Here is a 14,338-nt window from a genome sequence, read left to right on the forward strand (position 1 = left end):
GGGCTGGTCCGAATTACGGGGTGAAGTGACTGAGCCCGGTTTGGTAGGCGATGACTACCAACTGTGCGCGGTCGCGCGCGCCAAGTTTCAGCATCGCGCGGCTGACATGCGTGCGTGCGGTGGCCGGGCTGAGGTACAACGCGGCGCCGATCTCGTGGTTGTTCATGCCCTGTCCCACCAACGCGACAACTTCACGTTCGCGGTCGGTGAGCACCGCGAGCCTCTCCTCGGCGGACTTGGCGGCCCGGCGCTGCGCGGTGAACTGACTGATGAGGCGACGGGTGATCCGCGGTGCGAGCAGCGCGTCCCCGGCCGCGATCACCCGGATGGCGTGCAGGAGTTCGGCGGGGCCCGCGTCCTTGAGCAGGAAGCCGCTCGCGCCCGCCTCCAACGCCTCGAAGACGTTCTCTTCGGTGTCGTAAGTGGTAAGAATCAGGACTTTGACCTGCTCCAGCCCGTTCATTTCGGCGATCTGGCGGGTCGCGCGTATGCCGTCCAGATGTGGCATGCGGATGTCCATCAGGACGACAGCGGGGCGGGTGGCGCGAGCCAGTTCCGTATCCGCAAGATGTCGATGCCGGGCTCGAGTGCCACCGTCACCCGGGTCGGGCCGACGTGGCGGAGCACGTTCGTGATCGATTCCTGCACAATGCGATACGCGGCACTGCCGACCGCGCTCGGGATCGGCGTCACCGGCGTGGTCTGCTCCACATCGATGTCGAGCCCGGCGTCGCGCGCTTTGCCGGCGAGTTCGGAAATCCGGTCGAGACCCGGCGCGGGTTCACGGCCGTCCCCGTCGCGCAGCACACCGAGGATGGCGCGCATCTCGTGCAATGCCCGCGAGCTGGTCTGCTCGATGATGCGCAACGCTTCCCGCGCCTGTTCCGGCCGCCTGTCCAGGACATGCGCGGTGACACCGGCCTGCACATTGATGACGGCGATCGCGTGGGCGACGGTGTCGTGCACCTCCCGGGCGATCCGCAGCCGCTCGGCGTCGACCCGCGCCCTGGCCGCCTCGTCGCGCGATCGCTCCGCCAGATCTGCCCGCACCTGCGCATCGGCGGCAATAACCCGGCGCGACCGAGCGGACTCACCGAGGGTCGTACTGATCACGGACGCACCGATCCGGAACAACACCCAGCCGATGGCCGGGCTTGGCTCGATATCCGCCGCGGCGATCAGCCAGCCGATGGCCAGCACCGTGGTTCCCGCGCCGGCGATCCGCAGCGATCGATGCCCGTCGCCGTGGGCGGAGAGGGTGTAGAGAGCGACAAAGAGTCCGAGGCAGGAAAGCCCCTCTGGGAAGTCGAGACCGAAATAGATCAGGCAGGCTACCGCGATGATCGCGAAGACCAGCACGGGCTGCCGGCGGCGGGCGACGACGGCCATGCCACTCACGATCAGCAGGGCATATCCGATGCCCGATATCGGATTCGAGACCGGCGCGAGCGGCATCGCGATGGCCGCACTCTGCACCTGAACCGCTGTGACGAACAGTGCTAACGCTACATCCGGCAACCAGGTAGGCCGCCGCGCGAACAAGGCAACCGGACCACGCGCCACTGCCCGCAGAAACATGATGTGACAGTACAACGTTCAGCTATCCCCCGATTTCCCGCGAATGCGCGGACTGCTACGACCATCGGCGTAGCCGATCGCGCGGCGTCTACGTCGACCGGCGTAGGTGCCCGCACTTGTCGCCGGACGCGGAGCGACCGTGGCCGCCGCGACGATCGACGGCATGAAAAAGGTCTTCGCCGGTTTGGCGGCCCTGCTGCTGTTTGCCGTTGTCACGCAGTTCTATCTGGCCGCCAGCGGCGCCTTCGACACCGCGCCCGCGGAGGAATCCTTCCAACCGCATCGCGCGCTCGGAAACGCAATCCTGCTATTCGCGGTCGTGCTCACCGTCGCCGCCGCCATCGCCCGGGTGCGGGGACGGCTCATCGGACTGTCGGGCTTGGTCGCCGGGCTGGTGCTACTCCAGTCGGTGATCCGGGAAGTTGCCACAGTGGCCGGTGCCGGCTCGCGGGCCGGTCATTTCATTTTCGGCCTGCACGCGGTCAACGGGCTGGTCATCGCCGGGGTGATCGGGATGATCGTGCGGGAGTCGTGGAGGGTGGCCCGAGTCGGCCGGACAGCATCATGACGACAGCGCACTGGATCCTCGTGGACCATGCCGTCGCGTTGCTGTGTGCCGCAGCGTGGTTCGCGGCAGGCATCACCATGTCGTTGCGACGCATCGGGATTGCCCTCGCGTTCCTTGCGGTTGCGTTGTTGCTGACAGTGGCGCGGACGGCATCGGTGGTGGTGCTGGCCGGTCGGGGCTGGTGGTTCGTCCAGGAGAAGGTTCTGCTCGGGCTGCCTCTGCTCGCGGTGGCCGGCCTTGCCGCGGCGGTGATCACCGGAACTCGGCTGCGTGCACAGGTCACGGGTGCTCGTCGCCCCGAAAGCAGGGATGGCACAAGCGTTGTCGCGTTGCTTACCGCTGCTTACGCCGCACTGGCGGGTTTCGTGGTGACCTTCTTCGTCGGGTACCCCCTGACGCTGGGTACCGCGCTCATCGCGGTCGCTGTGGTGCTGGCCGGAATTCTGCTGACCATGCGAGTGCTCGCGGCACCGGAGGTGGGCGCGGCCGGCAAACAAGACGCCGATCCGGATCGGTCCAAGGTTTCGCGCCGCCGCTTCTTCGGCGTTGCCAGTGGTGTTATCGCCCTCGGCACGGGTGGGGCCGGTCTCTCGGCACGACCGGTCGCGTCGATGGCCGGTGGAGGAGATCGCAGTCCGATGGCGCGTACTGCCCTATCGATGCGCGATCTGCGGGGCGCCGACACACCGGCACCGGGCTGCGTCCGGCGCGAGTACGTGTTGACTGCCCGGAAATCCACCGTGCGCCTGGGGACCGGGCGTGACATCGATGCGTTGACCTTCAACGGCACCGTGCCTGGCCCACCGATCACGGCCGACCAAGGCGATCTGATCGAAGTGACCTTGGTCAACGCCGATATCGACGACGGGGTGACGCTGCACTGGCACGGCTACGACGTGCCGTGCGGAGAGGACGGGGCGGCGGGCGTGACTCAGGATGTCGTGCGGCCCGGGGACGAGTTCGTGTACCGGTTCCGCGCCGATCAGGCCGGAACCTACTGGTACCACACCCATCACGCGTCTCACATCGGTGTGCGCCGAGGTCTTTACGGCACCCTGGTCGTGAAACCCCGCACGGTCCTCGACGCCGGACAACTGGATCTGACACTGCCCGTGCACACCTTCGACGGCACCGCCACCATCGGAGGCGGCGCCGAATACCTCGCACCGGCAGGTACCTCCGTCCGGCTGCGGCTGATCAACACCGACTCCGAACCGCACCGATTCACGTTGGCAGGCACCAGCTTCCGGGTCGCGGCTGTCGACGGCCGCGACCTTCACGGCCCAGGCGAGATCAGCCTGACCGCGCTGCGCCTGGCCGCGGGCGGACGCTACGACCTCGTGTTCGTCATGCCGAGCACCTCCGTGACGCTGACCCTCGACAACCGCGCCGCCACCGTGCGGTTACGGCCCGAGACCGACGCCCCGGACAGCGAACCGACCGACATCACACAGTGGTCCGACCTCGACCTGCTGTCCTATGGATCCCCCGCCCCTGTCGCGTTGCGCACCGCCACCGCCGATCGGCACTTCACCCTGGTCCTCGACCGCGGGCTGGCCATGGTCGACGGCACACCGGCGTACGCGCACACCGTCAACGGCCGTGGCCATCCCTCGATCCCCGACCAGCTCGTCACCGAAGGCGACGTCGTCCGATTCACCATCGTCAACCGAAGCCTCGAAATCCATCCGTGGCATCTGCACGGCCATCCGGTGCTGATCCTGTCCAGGGACGGGATCCCGTCCTCGGGCAGCCCACTGTGGGTCGACACCTTCGACGTCGAACCAGGCCAGGTCTGGGAAGTCACCTTCCGAGCCTCGAACCCGGGAATCTGGATGAACCACTGCCATAACCTTCCCCACGCCCACCAGGGGATGATGCTGCGACTGCGCTACCACGGAGTCACCACCCCGTTCGGTGGTGAACACACCCGCGGCATGAGTCACGGCCACTGAGCAACTGACTCAACTAACGATCGCGAACAGCACCGCCGCGACCGCGAAACTCACCACCGACAGGATGGTTTCGAGCACCGTCCAGGTCTGCAAGGTCTGCTTCACCGTGAGGTTGAAGTACTTGGCGATGATCCAGAAGCCGCCGTCGTTCACGTGGCTGAGGATGATCGACCCGGCCGCGATCGCCATGGCGATCAACGCGATCGACATCTGTGAATAGTCGTGCCCGGCGACCAGGGGTGCGACGATGCCGCCGGTGGTGACGATGGCGACGGTGGCCGAACCCTGGGCGATGCGCAGACCACAGCTGATGATGTAGGCCAGCACGATCACGGGCAGGCCCGCGGCCGACATGGTGTCGGCGAGTGCGGTGCCGATGCCGGTGGCCGAGATGACCTTTCCGAAGAACGCGCCCGCACCGACGACCAGCAGCAGCATGCCGACCGGCCGCAGCGATTCCGCGGTCAGCGTGCTGAGTTCCTGCACGCTCGAGCCACGCCGGATGCCGAGCACGTAGAACGCGATGAGCACCGCGATCAGCAGCGCGACGGCGGGCGTGCCCAGGAACGTCAGCACCTGCAGCAGCTGCGAATCCTTGTCCAGCATTTGGGTTCCGAAGGTGGCGCCGAGAATGAGGATCAGCGGGATCGCGATGATCGCACCGATCAGCCCGACCGACGGCCGCTTGGTCTCCGTGGTGACCGACTCTGGATCCGTCGCGGTACCGGGTCCGTCGCCGGTCTTGGCGGCCTGCTCCCCAACCGGCGAACCGTCCGCCCGCACCAGGAACTCATCTGGCACCTCGACGATGATCCGCTTACCGATGTAGGAACCCCAGACCAGGCCCGCGGCGATGAAACCCGGGATACCGCAAACGAATCCGATGAGGATCAGCCAGCCGAGGCTCACCCCGAGCAGGCCGCCCAGCGCGACCGGACCGGGATGCGGCGGCAGGAACGCGTGCGTCATCGACAGACCGGCCAGCATCGGCATCGCGTACAGCACCAGCGACCGCCCGCCGCGCTTGGCGGCGACGTAGATCAACGGCGCCAGCACGAAGATGCCGATATCGAAGAAGACCGGGATACCGAAGATGAGCCCGAGCAGGCCCATGGCCACCGGAGCGCCCTTGTCGCCGAAGATCTTCAGCAGTTTGCCGGTCAAAACGTCTGCGCCACCGGACTGTTCGAGGATCGCGCCGAGCACGGTCCCGAGTCCGATGATCACAGCGATGTGGCCGAGGATGCCGCCGAATCCGGTTTCCAATAGGGAATCACCGGCCTTGATCGCCGTGCCGACGATCTTCGACACCGGCAGGCCCGCGGCCAGCGCCAGCCCGAGCCCGGTGAGCAGCAACGCGATAAATGGTTCGAGTTTGACCTTGATGATGGCAAATAGCAGCAGGGCGATCGCGAGACCGCAGAGCACCAGAAGCCCCGGGGTGGTAGTGCGAAGCCAGTCGACAGTGGCAGTCATGACCGGGTACCTCTCAATTCATGGATCGAACGAATGACGCCGCGCGCGAGGCGATGTCGGACCATCGGCCCGCGGCGACGTCGGAAGGAGCAACAACATCGGTGCCGGCGGTGACCGCGACGGCCCCGGCGGCAAGAAATTCCGCGGCGTTGCCCGCGTTGACGCCCCCCGAAGGGATGAGCGCCACGTCGGGGAAGGGGCCGCGCAGATCTTTCAGATAGCCCGGGCCCAAGGCCCGGGCCGGAAAGATCTTCACCGCGGCGGCACCGAGGTCGAGTGCGGTGAGCACCTCGGTGGGCGTGAACGCGCCCATCACCACCGGGATGCCGCGCTCGGCCGCGACGGCGGCGACCTCGGCGCGGACTCCGGGGGTCACCAGGAACCGCGCGCCGTGATCGATGGCGGCCCTGGCCTGGTCGGCGTGCAGGACAGTGCCGACACCGACCACCGCGCCCTCGGCCGTGGCGGCCGCGCGCAGGTAGCCGAGCACACCCGGGGTCGTGAAAGTGAGCTCCAGTGCGCGAATCCCGGAGCGCGCCAAGGCATCCGCCAGAGCCGCCGGATCCGGAATCTCCGGCGCGCGGACCACGCTGAGCACGCGATCGGCCCGGATGACCTCCATCGCGCTGGTGTCGTTCACACTGTCTCCTTTCGCGAGGTGTCCATCCGCAATGCGCCGCCGGCGAGCGTGCCGGTCGGCTTTCCGTCCTGGATGACGAACTCGCCGTTGACCAGCACGTGCTGGATGCCGCGTGCCTGCTGCTTGGGCTGCTCGAAGGTGGCGGTATCGGTGATCGTGGCCGGATCGAACAACACGAGGTCGGCGGCGTAGCCGGGGAAGATGTGGCCGCGATCGCTGAGCCGCAAACGGGCGGCGGGGCGGCCGGTGAGGTGGTGGACGCAGTCCTCGAGCCCGAGCACACCGAGATCGCGGACGTAATGGCCGAGGTAACGCGGGAACGTGCCCCAGGCGCGCGGATGCGGCCGGTCACCGACGAGCAGAGCGTCGCTGCCGCCCATATGGCCCGGGTGCGCCATGATCGCGCGCACGTTCTCCTCATGGCCCACGTGCTGCAGAATCGTGGTGGCCAGCTGGTCGCGCCGCAGTAGATCGAAGAACACCTCGACCGGTGGCGTGCCGCCCTCGGCCGCGATCTGCTGAACCGTCTTGCCGACATAGCGATCCAGTGCCGCATTCGCGACGCCGCTGATCTGGATGGTCTCCCATTCCACCGTGACGCCGTGACAGCCGTCGGAGCCGTTCACGTTGACGTCCAGCGCGATTCGCGCGCGCTGCGCCGGATCGTCGATGCGTTCCAGCGCCGCGTCCGGGCCGCCGGACATCGCCCAGCTCGGCAGCAGCGCCGACAACGTGGTCGAACCGGGCAGGTACGGGTAGGTGTCCAGGGTGATGTCGCAGCCCTCGGCGCGGGCGGCGTCGATCAACGCCAGGAATTCTGGTGCGCGGCCGCGGTTTACGCCGAAGTTCATGGTGGCGTGGGTGAGGTGCAGGGCGCAGCCGGTGCTGCGCGCCAGCTCGATCATCTCGGCGTATGCCTCGAGCGCACCCTTGCCGTAGGAGCGGGTGTGGGGTGCGAAGTAGCCGCCGTACTCGGCGACGACCGCGCACAGCGCCGCCAATTCGCTGGTGTCCGCATACATTCCGGGCGTGTAGGTGAGTCCGCTGGACATGCCGACCGCGCCCTCGCTGAGCCCCTGGGCGAGCAGTTCCCGCATGCGGCGGATCTCCGGCACCGTCGCCGGGCGCTGCTCGCTCCCGACGACCAGCAGCCGCAGCGTGCCCTGCGGCACCAGGTAGGCCGCGTTGGGCGTGATGCCCTGATCGAGCCGGTCCAGGTACTGCCCGACGCTGCGCCAGGAGAAGTCCAGATCGACGGGATTGCCGTTCCAGCCGGCGATCTGGCGGCGCAGCACCGCCAGGCTCGGATCATCGATCGGGGCGTAGGACAGCCCGTCCTGACCGATCACCTCGGTGGTGATGCCCTGGCTCACCTTCGGGAAGTGCCCCGGATCGGTGAGCAGATGCAGATCCGAGTGGGCATGCATGTCGATGAAGCCGGGCGCCAAGACCGAACCGGGCGCGGTGTCTACGACTTTCGCATCGCCGGTATAGGTGCCGGGCGCGGTGACCCTGCTGATGCGTCCGCGCTCGATGCGGACATCACCGCGGGACCGGGGCGCGCCCGTGCCGTCGATGATGTCGATGTCTCGAAAAACCAAGTCGGTCATGTCGCCTGCTCGTCAGAAGAAGGTGTGCAAGAGGTCGACGACGCGCGGGCATTCCGCGTCGGCGTCGTCGATCACGGGGATGAGCCGCCATTTGTCGAAGGCGGTGCACGGATGGGACAGGCCGAGCCGCACCACCGTGCCGACGGGCAGATCGGCGGCCGTCGCGCCGGGGAGCCGCAGGAAGGCGTGCTGATCGTTGAGCGCCGAGACCGTTCCCTCCAGGTTTTGCGGGACCGGTAGTCCCTCATCGAAGGGCAGGTCGCGTTTGCCCGCATCCAGTAACGCGAGTTCGGGTTCCGGGCGGGAGACGGTGCGCGCCCAGCCGTGCATGGCCGACCGCAGGGGACGTTCGCTGCGCGGGGCGGCCAACGGCGAGATACCGGCGTAGAAGCCGTCGTCGTGGATGATGTACGCGCCGGAGCGCAGGATAACGGTGGTCGGAACCCCTTGTGCGCCTTGCTCATCCGCCAGGTCGGCCAGGCGTTCGACGACCAGGTCCGGATAGGCGCTGCCGCCGGCGGTAACGATCGCGTCGCCGGAATAGGCGCCGGCGGTGGCGAGTTCACGATGCAGGCGCGCCACCTCGTCGAGGTACCGGCGCACCGCGGCGAGGGCTTCGGGCGACCGGTCGTGGGCGAGCGCGCCCTCGTAGCCGCCGACACCGGCCAAGATCAGCCGGTCGGACTGCCCGACCGCCGCGGCGATCGCATGCGCCTGATCGACTGTGCGGGCGCCGGTACGGCCATGCGGCCCACCGAGTTCCACGATCACCCGGATGCGCGCAGCGCCCGGCTCGCCACGCAGATGCTCGTCCATGAGCGCGACCGTCTCGACACTGTCGACCCAGCAGACGAACTCGAAAGCCGGATCCTGCGCCGATTCGGCTGCGACCCAGCGCAATCCGACCGGATCGACCAACGCGTTGGCCAGCATGATGCGCCCGACACCGAAGGACCGCGCGACCTGCACCTGCCAGATGGTGGCGAAGGTCAGGCCCCAGCTGCCCGCGGCCAGCTGCCGCGCCCACAACTGCGGCGACATCGTGGTCTTGCCGTGCGGCGCGAGCCGGACACCGGACGCGGCCGCCCAGTCGGCCAGCACCGCGATGTTCGACGCGACGGCGGATCGGTCGATGGTGAGCACCGGGGTTTCGAACCCGTCGAGCGCGGGTTCGGAGTCCAGGAACTGCCGGACGGTCCGGCCCCAGGCCGCGGGCGGAAGACCTTTGTGCTCGGGACCGAGCGTCCGGTCTTCCAGTGCGGCAACGGCTTTCTCGTCGATCGCCATGTCGCTCCTTCCCGCGGATTTCAACTCCGCCAGTTATGCATTTCATGCATTGCATATTTTGCAACGCTTGTTGCACATCGTGTTTGGTGTGGTTATTCTGCACAGGATGGCCGGTGGCCGCAAGGGCAGAAGGGAGATTGCAGTGACGTGGCCTACTACGTCGCCCCGCCCAAGGGCAGTGACTATCGGTGAGGGGCTCGCGGTACTGGTGGCGCGCCCCGGCCCGCTCGAGGAGTCGGAGACCTTCGAGCGCACAGCGGGCGGCGCCGAGGCGAATGTGGCGACGGTGCTCACCCAACTGGGCGTCGACGCCACCTGGATCTCCCGAGTCGGCGACGACGGCTTCGGCCGATATTTGACCGGGCATCTCGCGGCCCGCGGCGTCGACATCTCCGCCGTGGTCACCGACCCCGGTCGGCCTACCGCGGTCTATGTCAAGGAACGCGGCAGCGGGTCGGGCAAAGCGACCGACCTGGGCGAGCGCGACAGCCGAATGCTGTACTACCGCACCGGATCCGCGGCGAGCGCACTGTCCACCGCGGATCTCGCGGCCGCGGCGGAGTTGCTGGAGCGCTGTCAGCTGGTGCACTTCACCGGGATAACCACCGCGCTCTCGGAATCCGCGACCGGACTCACCGAGGCGCTGATCGCACTCCCCCGGCGCGGGCGGCTGGTCAGCTTCGACCTGAACTTCCGTCCGGCACTCTGGGCCGGGCGCAGCGAGCAGGCCGCCGAAGTCCTGGCCCGCCACGTGCGCGGCTGCGATGTGGTCTTTCTCGGCGCCGACGAGGCCGGGGCGGTGTTCGGCACCGAGGACGCCGACCGGCTGCGGGCGCTGTTCCCCGAACCCGAACATCTCGTAGTCAAGAACAACGAGCACTCGGTCACCGGATTCTCCGGCGCGCACCGCGTCGAGATGCCCGCGCTCGCCCTCGAAGTCACCGAGCGGATCGGCGCCGGTGACGCCTTCGCCGGTGGCTACCTCGCGGCGCTGCTGCACGAGCGCCCGCTCGACCAACGCTTGCGATTCGGACACCTCTGCGCCGCCGCCGCATTGACTGGAACCGGCGACGTCGCCGAACTTCCGGCGCCGGAAAGGCTTGCGGCCCTTGCCTCGAGCACCGAGTCCGAGTGGGCCCGGGTGCATTACGCCGACGCCGTCGTAGCCGAGAATGTGGCGTTATGAGCCAGAGTCTGTTGCGCGCGTTGACGATCCTTCTCTCCCTCGGTGACGACGGGCGGTCGCTGGATCAGCTGGCGGGCGAACTCGGCGTGCACAAGTCGACCGTGCTGCGGCTGTTGCAGACCATGGAATCGCAGCGCTTCGTCACCCACGACAGTGACCACCGCTACGTGCTCGGCTCCCGACTGTTCGAACTGGCCAATCAGGCGCTGGAACAACGCGATGTCCGCACCCTGGCGCGCCCGCATCTCAGCGCGCTGAATTCCGCTACCGGACAGACGATCCACCTCGCCACCTACGAGGCGGGCGAGGCGATCTACATCGACAAGTTCGACGCGACCCAGAGCGTGCGCATGTACTCCCGGATCGGGCGGCCCGCACCCCTGCACTGCACCGCGGTCGGCAAGGTGCTCGTCTGCGCCCAACCGCGGGCGGAATGGCGGGCGGTCGCCGAACGAATCGAATACCGGAAGTTCACCGAACGCACCATCCAGACCCCCGACCAGTACCTCGCGGAGCTGGAACTCGTTGCCGCGCAAGGGTATGCCGAAGACCACGAAGAGCACGAAACCTTCGTCAACTGCATCGGCGTCCCGGTGCGCAACGGCACCGGCGCGGTTGTCGCCGCGGTGTCCATGTCGGTGCCGGACATGCTGCTCGATCACGACCAGGTGCTGGCCCGGCTGCCGCAGGTGCGGGCCGCCGCCGACGCCGTCTCCACCGAACTCGGCTGGACCCCCGGCCGCAACCCGAAAGGCTGACCATGAGCGAAAAGATCGCCGTCCGCACCACCGATGCCCCCGCCCCGGCCCACACCTTCTCTCAGGGCGTGCGCAAAGGCCCGTTCGTCCAGGTTTCCGGGCAGGGCCCGGTCGACCCCGCCACCAGCGAGTACCTCTACCCCGGTGATGTCGCGGCCCAGACCACCCGCACCCTGCAGAACGTCAAGGCGATCATCGACGCCAGCGGCGCCACCTTCGACGACGTCGTCATGCTGCGGGTGTATCTCACCAAGCGGGAAGACTTCGCCATCATGAACGACGCCTACGGCGCATTCGTCACCGCCAACACCACCGGTGACGTACTCCCCAGCCGCACTACGGTTTTCACCGGCCTGCCGCGGGAAGAGATGCTGGTGGAGATCGACGCGATCGCCATCGTCTCGGAGTAGCCCTAGAGCGGCGGGTACTCGCGGCAGTCTTCGGGCACGCTGTCCCGTGGAGATCGCGCCCGTTGAGCGAGGGCGACCAGCAGAATCAGCGCCGTCAGGATCACGACGTGCGCGGTGAACAGCGCCAGCATCGGAAGGGCGAAGCCCTCGTTGGTAAGAGCGCCACGGTCACCCACGCAGTACAGGGTGTAGTTGGTCGAGGTTCCTTCGGAGTCGTGCCAGGTGTCCGAGACGACCACAGGCTCCGTGGCCGGCGCCGAACAGAACAGGGGCGCAGTGAGTTTCGCTTCGCCCGGCCAGATGGCCACCGGAATCAGTGTGCTGAGGAAACCGGCGCTGACACCCGCCGAAACCGCTGTCACCAGCAAACGAGGCATCGGCTACACCTGTCGCATTCGAAGGAACGCGCCGGTGCGGTCGAATTCGGCGATTATCTCCGAACGCGCCGACAGCACGTTAGCGACGATCCGGATGTCGCTGCCGAAGCGACTCACCACGATGACGGTGACCTGCCCGTCCGGCAGCGCGCTCTGAGCGCGGGCGGTGTCGACGATGTCCTCGATCCGCGCCAGGGCAGGCACCTCGCTGACCGTGAAGTTCTCGCTGTCGAGATCATCGAAGGCCGAAACCCGCACCGGCCGTGCCGAACTGAGGTCACCAAGGGTGAACGAATAGTCGTCCAGCTGCCGAGCCCGGTCCGGTGGCCGCACCCGCATCCGCACGGTGGGCTCGCGCCCGGTCAGCTCGTCCCCCGCCGCCAGAAACCTCGTGACCTGCTCCGGTTGGTCATTCAACACCAACCGAAACTGCGTCGAATTCGGCGCAGTCATAACGATGAGGTTCACCTCGAGATCAGCGGCCTTGATCCGCTGCGAAACCGCGGCGATCGCCTCCTGCGGCAACGAACTCACCAATCCCCCACCGCGAGCCCGCATCTGGTCCTCGAAATCCGCACGATCCACCGCGCCGATACATCCACTGGAGACGACGACCACCGCCAGGCACACAAGACCTCGAAACCACCTGCCACGGCGCATATCCCGAATGCTAACGCCTGCACGTCGATCCCGTCGTCCACGTAGATCCGCACACGTCCCGCCTGGGCTCGCACGCCGCCACCAAGATCAACAGGCACTGGTGGCGGGCCATACTCGCGCGATGCCGCCACCAGTGCCTGTTGATCATGATCCGCACCGGGGTGTGGGGAGACATGTTGCGGCTCTACGCAACCCGCGCGCCGGGTATCGGAGCGCATTCACAACTTGACCTGAAGATAAGTTGAGCTTCTAGGGTTCGTGATGTGAGTGAGAACGCAGAAAAAGTGGCAGTCGCGGTTCTAGGCTTGGGCGAGATGGGGTCGGCGCTGGCCGGTGCTCTGTTGGACGCCGGCTATCAGGTCACGGTGTGGAACAGGTCGAAAGACAAGGCCGAGCCGCTGGTTGCCAAGGGGGCGCATCAGGCCGCGACTCCCGAGGCGGCAGTAGGCGCGGCCGAGGTAGTGATCGTCAATGTCAAAGGTGGTGCGGCGGCGACGGAGTTGCTCGGTACCGCCGGATCGGTATTGCCGGGGCGGACGGTGGTCGATCTGACCGACGGCACCTCCGAACAGTCCAGAGCCACTGGGCAATTGGTGACCGCGCACGGTGCGGACTACCTGCACGGCCAGATCATGACCATCGCCCCCGCCATCGGCTCACCGGACGCGGTGGTCTTCTACGGCGGCTCCACTCCCGCCTTCGACCGGCACCAAGCCCTGCTCCGAGTCCTCGGCGGGCGCGCCACCCTGGTCTCCCCCGACCCCGGCGAATCAGTGCTCTACGGAATGGCCGTCCACGACATCATGTGGGGCCTACTGAACGGCTTCCTCCACGCCGCAGCACTTCTCGGCAACGCGGGTATCCAGATCGGCGACTTCACTAAGCATGCCGAACCGTCACTGGCGGCACTGCCGTCGCTGTTCCCGATGCTCGCCGACGAAATCGACCGCGCAGAGTTCGCCACCCCCTACGGCGCCCTCGAACACCATCTGCCCTCCATCGATGATCTGATCACAGAGAGCCGAGCCCGCGGCATCGACACCAACCTGCCCAACCACACCAGAGCCCTTGTCGCTGAAGCGATCAACGCAGGTCACAGCCATGACAGTTACGCGCGGCTGGTGCAACGCTTCAGCCGCGGATAGACCCGATCCGTGCGGCAAAAACCGTGCACGCGAGGCAAGTGCGCTGTGCAATCGCTTGCCGCGCCGCAGAGCTACTGCACCATTTGCGAGCGTGTGTGGAGCAGCACGGCGGCCGTCGCGGTGGCGGTGATCTCGTCGACCCAGTCCGGAATCGGCGCCGCGGCCGCGATGTATTCGCGGACGAGCCCGTAGGGAATGGCTTTGACGGCGGCGGTCGCGATCGCCATGCGGTGCTCGTCGTCATCGCCGAATTCGGTGATGACGGCGGCACGTAGCGCCTCGTTCATTCGGTCGTTGACCGTGGCGATCTCGGCGCGCAGGTCTTCGGGGCCCACGTCGAGCAGTTCGTCGCGCCGGAACATCTTCATCGCGCGGGCTTCGGTGGGGTGCGCACGGCAGTACCCCGTCAGGTAGGTGGCGGCGGTGAGCAGCGGGTCGGGACCGGACAGAGCGGCGATCAACCCGATATGGAAACGCCGGATCGAGCGCAGCCACAGCCGGGCGAGCAACTCTTCGCGGGAGGCGAAGCGCACGTAGATCGACCCGATGTGGATGCCGGACGCGGCGCTGATCGCGGCGATGCCCGGCCGGGTCGTCGCGGGATCGGCGAGCAGCTCGCGGGCCGCGTCGAGGACCTGGTCATCGGTGAACCGCCGGGGTCTTGCCACGGGAGTCAGCTTAGGGCAAG

14 protein-coding genes and 1 pseudogene are annotated in these 14,338 nt (G+C 67.3%); 6 read left to right on the forward strand and 9 right to left on the reverse strand.

Annotation, left to right across the window (positions count from 1 at the left end; genetic code table 11):
• Nucleotides 1-13: 13 nt before the first annotated feature.
• Nucleotides 14-556 (reverse strand): annotated as a pseudogene (locus IBX22_RS28675) (response regulator); the annotation flags it as partial.
• The gene (locus tag IBX22_RS28680) at nt 520-1,578 is read right to left on the reverse strand and encodes a sensor histidine kinase (protein ID WP_194818797.1); all 1,059 of its coding nucleotides are present in this window, start codon (nt 1,576-1,578) and stop codon (nt 520-522) included. The gene IBX22_RS28680 and the pseudogene IBX22_RS28675, both read right to left, overlap by 37 nt.
• 139 nt (nt 1,579-1,717) lie before the next feature.
• Between IBX22_RS28680 and IBX22_RS28685 the strand changes: the two genes are divergently transcribed.
• Nucleotides 1,718-2,146, forward strand: a complete 429-nt coding sequence (locus tag IBX22_RS28685) for a DUF6220 domain-containing protein (protein WP_309234824.1) — start codon at nt 1,718-1,720, stop codon at nt 2,144-2,146.
• Nucleotides 2,143-4,101, forward strand: coding sequence for a multicopper oxidase family protein (locus IBX22_RS28690; protein ID WP_194818798.1), 1,959 nt, complete (start codon nt 2,143-2,145; stop codon nt 4,099-4,101). The genes IBX22_RS28685 and IBX22_RS28690 overlap by 4 nt, the downstream gene beginning before the upstream one ends.
• Before the next feature lie 9 nt (nt 4,102-4,110).
• Here the strand turns inward: IBX22_RS28690 and IBX22_RS28695 are convergent, their stop codons facing one another.
• Genes IBX22_RS28695 through IBX22_RS28710 form a run of 4 tightly spaced genes read right to left on the reverse strand, consistent with a single transcriptional unit; the run spans nt 4,111 to nt 9,114 of the window.
• Complete coding sequence (locus IBX22_RS28695; protein WP_194818799.1) at nt 4,111-5,577, reverse strand: GntP family permease; 1,467 nt, start codon at nt 5,575-5,577, stop codon at nt 4,111-4,113.
• Between the two features lie 13 nt (nt 5,578-5,590).
• Entirely contained in the window at nt 5,591-6,199 is a 609-nt protein-coding gene (locus IBX22_RS28700) for a bifunctional 4-hydroxy-2-oxoglutarate aldolase/2-dehydro-3-deoxy-phosphogluconate aldolase (protein ID WP_194818940.1), read from the reverse strand.
• 14 nt (nt 6,200-6,213) lie between these two features.
• The gene (locus tag IBX22_RS28705; RefSeq protein WP_194818800.1) at nt 6,214-7,827 is read right to left on the reverse strand and encodes an amidohydrolase family protein; all 1,614 of its coding nucleotides are present in this window, start codon (nt 7,825-7,827) and stop codon (nt 6,214-6,216) included.
• 12 nt (nt 7,828-7,839) lie between these two features.
• Complete coding sequence (locus tag IBX22_RS28710) at nt 7,840-9,114, reverse strand: amino acid deaminase (RefSeq protein ID WP_194818801.1); 1,275 nt, start codon at nt 9,112-9,114, stop codon at nt 7,840-7,842.
• A 178-nt stretch (nt 9,115-9,292) separates the two neighbouring features.
• On the opposite strand from IBX22_RS28710, the gene IBX22_RS28715 reads away from it, so the two are divergent.
• From IBX22_RS28715 to IBX22_RS28725, 3 genes are read left to right on the forward strand one after another with little or no spacing between them, the layout of a single operon-like run.
• On the forward strand, nt 9,293-10,300 hold the full coding sequence (locus IBX22_RS28715) for a sugar kinase (RefSeq protein WP_309234825.1): 1,008 nt from the start codon (nt 9,293-9,295) through the stop codon (nt 10,298-10,300).
• The gene (locus IBX22_RS28720) at nt 10,297-11,058 is read left to right on the forward strand and encodes an IclR family transcriptional regulator (protein ID WP_194818802.1); all 762 of its coding nucleotides are present in this window, start codon (nt 10,297-10,299) and stop codon (nt 11,056-11,058) included. The genes IBX22_RS28715 and IBX22_RS28720 overlap by 4 nt, the downstream gene beginning before the upstream one ends.
• Before the next feature lie 2 nt (nt 11,059-11,060).
• Nucleotides 11,061-11,468 (forward strand): RidA family protein, encoded by a 408-nt coding sequence (locus IBX22_RS28725; protein WP_194818803.1) that lies wholly within the window; start codon nt 11,061-11,063, stop codon nt 11,466-11,468.
• Between the two features lie 2 nt (nt 11,469-11,470).
• On the opposite strand, the gene IBX22_RS28730 is transcribed toward IBX22_RS28725, so the two are convergent.
• Together IBX22_RS28730 and IBX22_RS28735 are read right to left on the reverse strand one after the other, a co-directional pair.
• Nucleotides 11,471-11,845 carry a hypothetical protein gene (locus tag IBX22_RS28730; protein WP_194818804.1) on the reverse strand — a complete coding sequence of 125 codons (375 nt, stop codon included), beginning with the start codon at nt 11,843-11,845 and terminating at the stop codon, nt 11,471-11,473.
• Nucleotides 11,846-11,848: 3 nt separating this feature from the next.
• Nucleotides 11,849-12,505 carry a hypothetical protein gene (locus IBX22_RS28735; RefSeq protein WP_194818805.1) on the reverse strand — a complete coding sequence of 219 codons (657 nt, stop codon included), beginning with the start codon at nt 12,503-12,505 and terminating at the stop codon, nt 11,849-11,851.
• A 263-nt stretch (nt 12,506-12,768) separates the two neighbouring features.
• Between IBX22_RS28735 and IBX22_RS28740 the strand changes: the two genes are divergently transcribed.
• Nucleotides 12,769-13,650, forward strand: coding sequence for an NAD(P)-binding domain-containing protein (locus tag IBX22_RS28740; protein ID WP_194818806.1), 882 nt, complete (start codon nt 12,769-12,771; stop codon nt 13,648-13,650).
• Nucleotides 13,651-13,721: 71 nt separating this feature from the next.
• Here IBX22_RS28740 and IBX22_RS28745 read toward each other — a convergent pair whose 3' ends face one another.
• Nucleotides 13,722-14,318 (reverse strand): TetR/AcrR family transcriptional regulator, encoded by a 597-nt coding sequence (locus IBX22_RS28745; RefSeq protein WP_194818807.1) that lies wholly within the window; start codon nt 14,316-14,318, stop codon nt 13,722-13,724.
• Nucleotides 14,319-14,338 lie beyond the last annotated feature (20 nt).

The sequence above is a fragment of the Nocardia sp. XZ_19_385 genome (genome assembly GCF_015355755.1).
Lineage (GTDB): Bacteria > Actinomycetota > Actinomycetes > Mycobacteriales > Mycobacteriaceae > Nocardia.

Excerpts from the sequence above, each read along its gene's own strand:
- IBX22_RS28680 (WP_194818797.1), bottom strand. The coding sequence starts at position 1,578 with ATGTTTCTGCGGGCAGTGGCGCGTGGTCCGGTTGCCTTGTTCGCGCGG.
- IBX22_RS28690 (WP_194818798.1), top strand. The coding sequence starts at position 2,143 with ATGACGACAGCGCACTGGATCCTCGTGGACCATGCCGTCGCGTTGCTG.
- IBX22_RS28695 (WP_194818799.1), bottom strand. The coding sequence starts at position 5,577 with ATGACTGCCACTGTCGACTGGCTTCGCACTACCACCCCGGGGCTTCTG.
- IBX22_RS28700 (WP_194818940.1), bottom strand. The coding sequence starts at position 6,199 with ATGGAGGTCATCCGGGCCGATCGCGTGCTCAGCGTGGTCCGCGCGCCG.
- IBX22_RS28705 (WP_194818800.1), bottom strand. The coding sequence starts at position 7,827 with ATGACCGACTTGGTTTTTCGAGACATCGACATCATCGACGGCACGGGC.
- IBX22_RS28710 (WP_194818801.1), bottom strand. The coding sequence starts at position 9,114 with ATGGCGATCGACGAGAAAGCCGTTGCCGCACTGGAAGACCGGACGCTC.
- IBX22_RS28720 (WP_194818802.1), top strand. The coding sequence starts at position 10,297 with ATGAGCCAGAGTCTGTTGCGCGCGTTGACGATCCTTCTCTCCCTCGGT.
- IBX22_RS28725 (WP_194818803.1), top strand. The coding sequence starts at position 11,061 with ATGAGCGAAAAGATCGCCGTCCGCACCACCGATGCCCCCGCCCCGGCC.
- IBX22_RS28730 (WP_194818804.1), bottom strand. The coding sequence starts at position 11,845 with ATGCCTCGTTTGCTGGTGACAGCGGTTTCGGCGGGTGTCAGCGCCGGT.
- IBX22_RS28735 (WP_194818805.1), bottom strand. The coding sequence starts at position 12,505 with ATGCGCCGTGGCAGGTGGTTTCGAGGTCTTGTGTGCCTGGCGGTGGTC.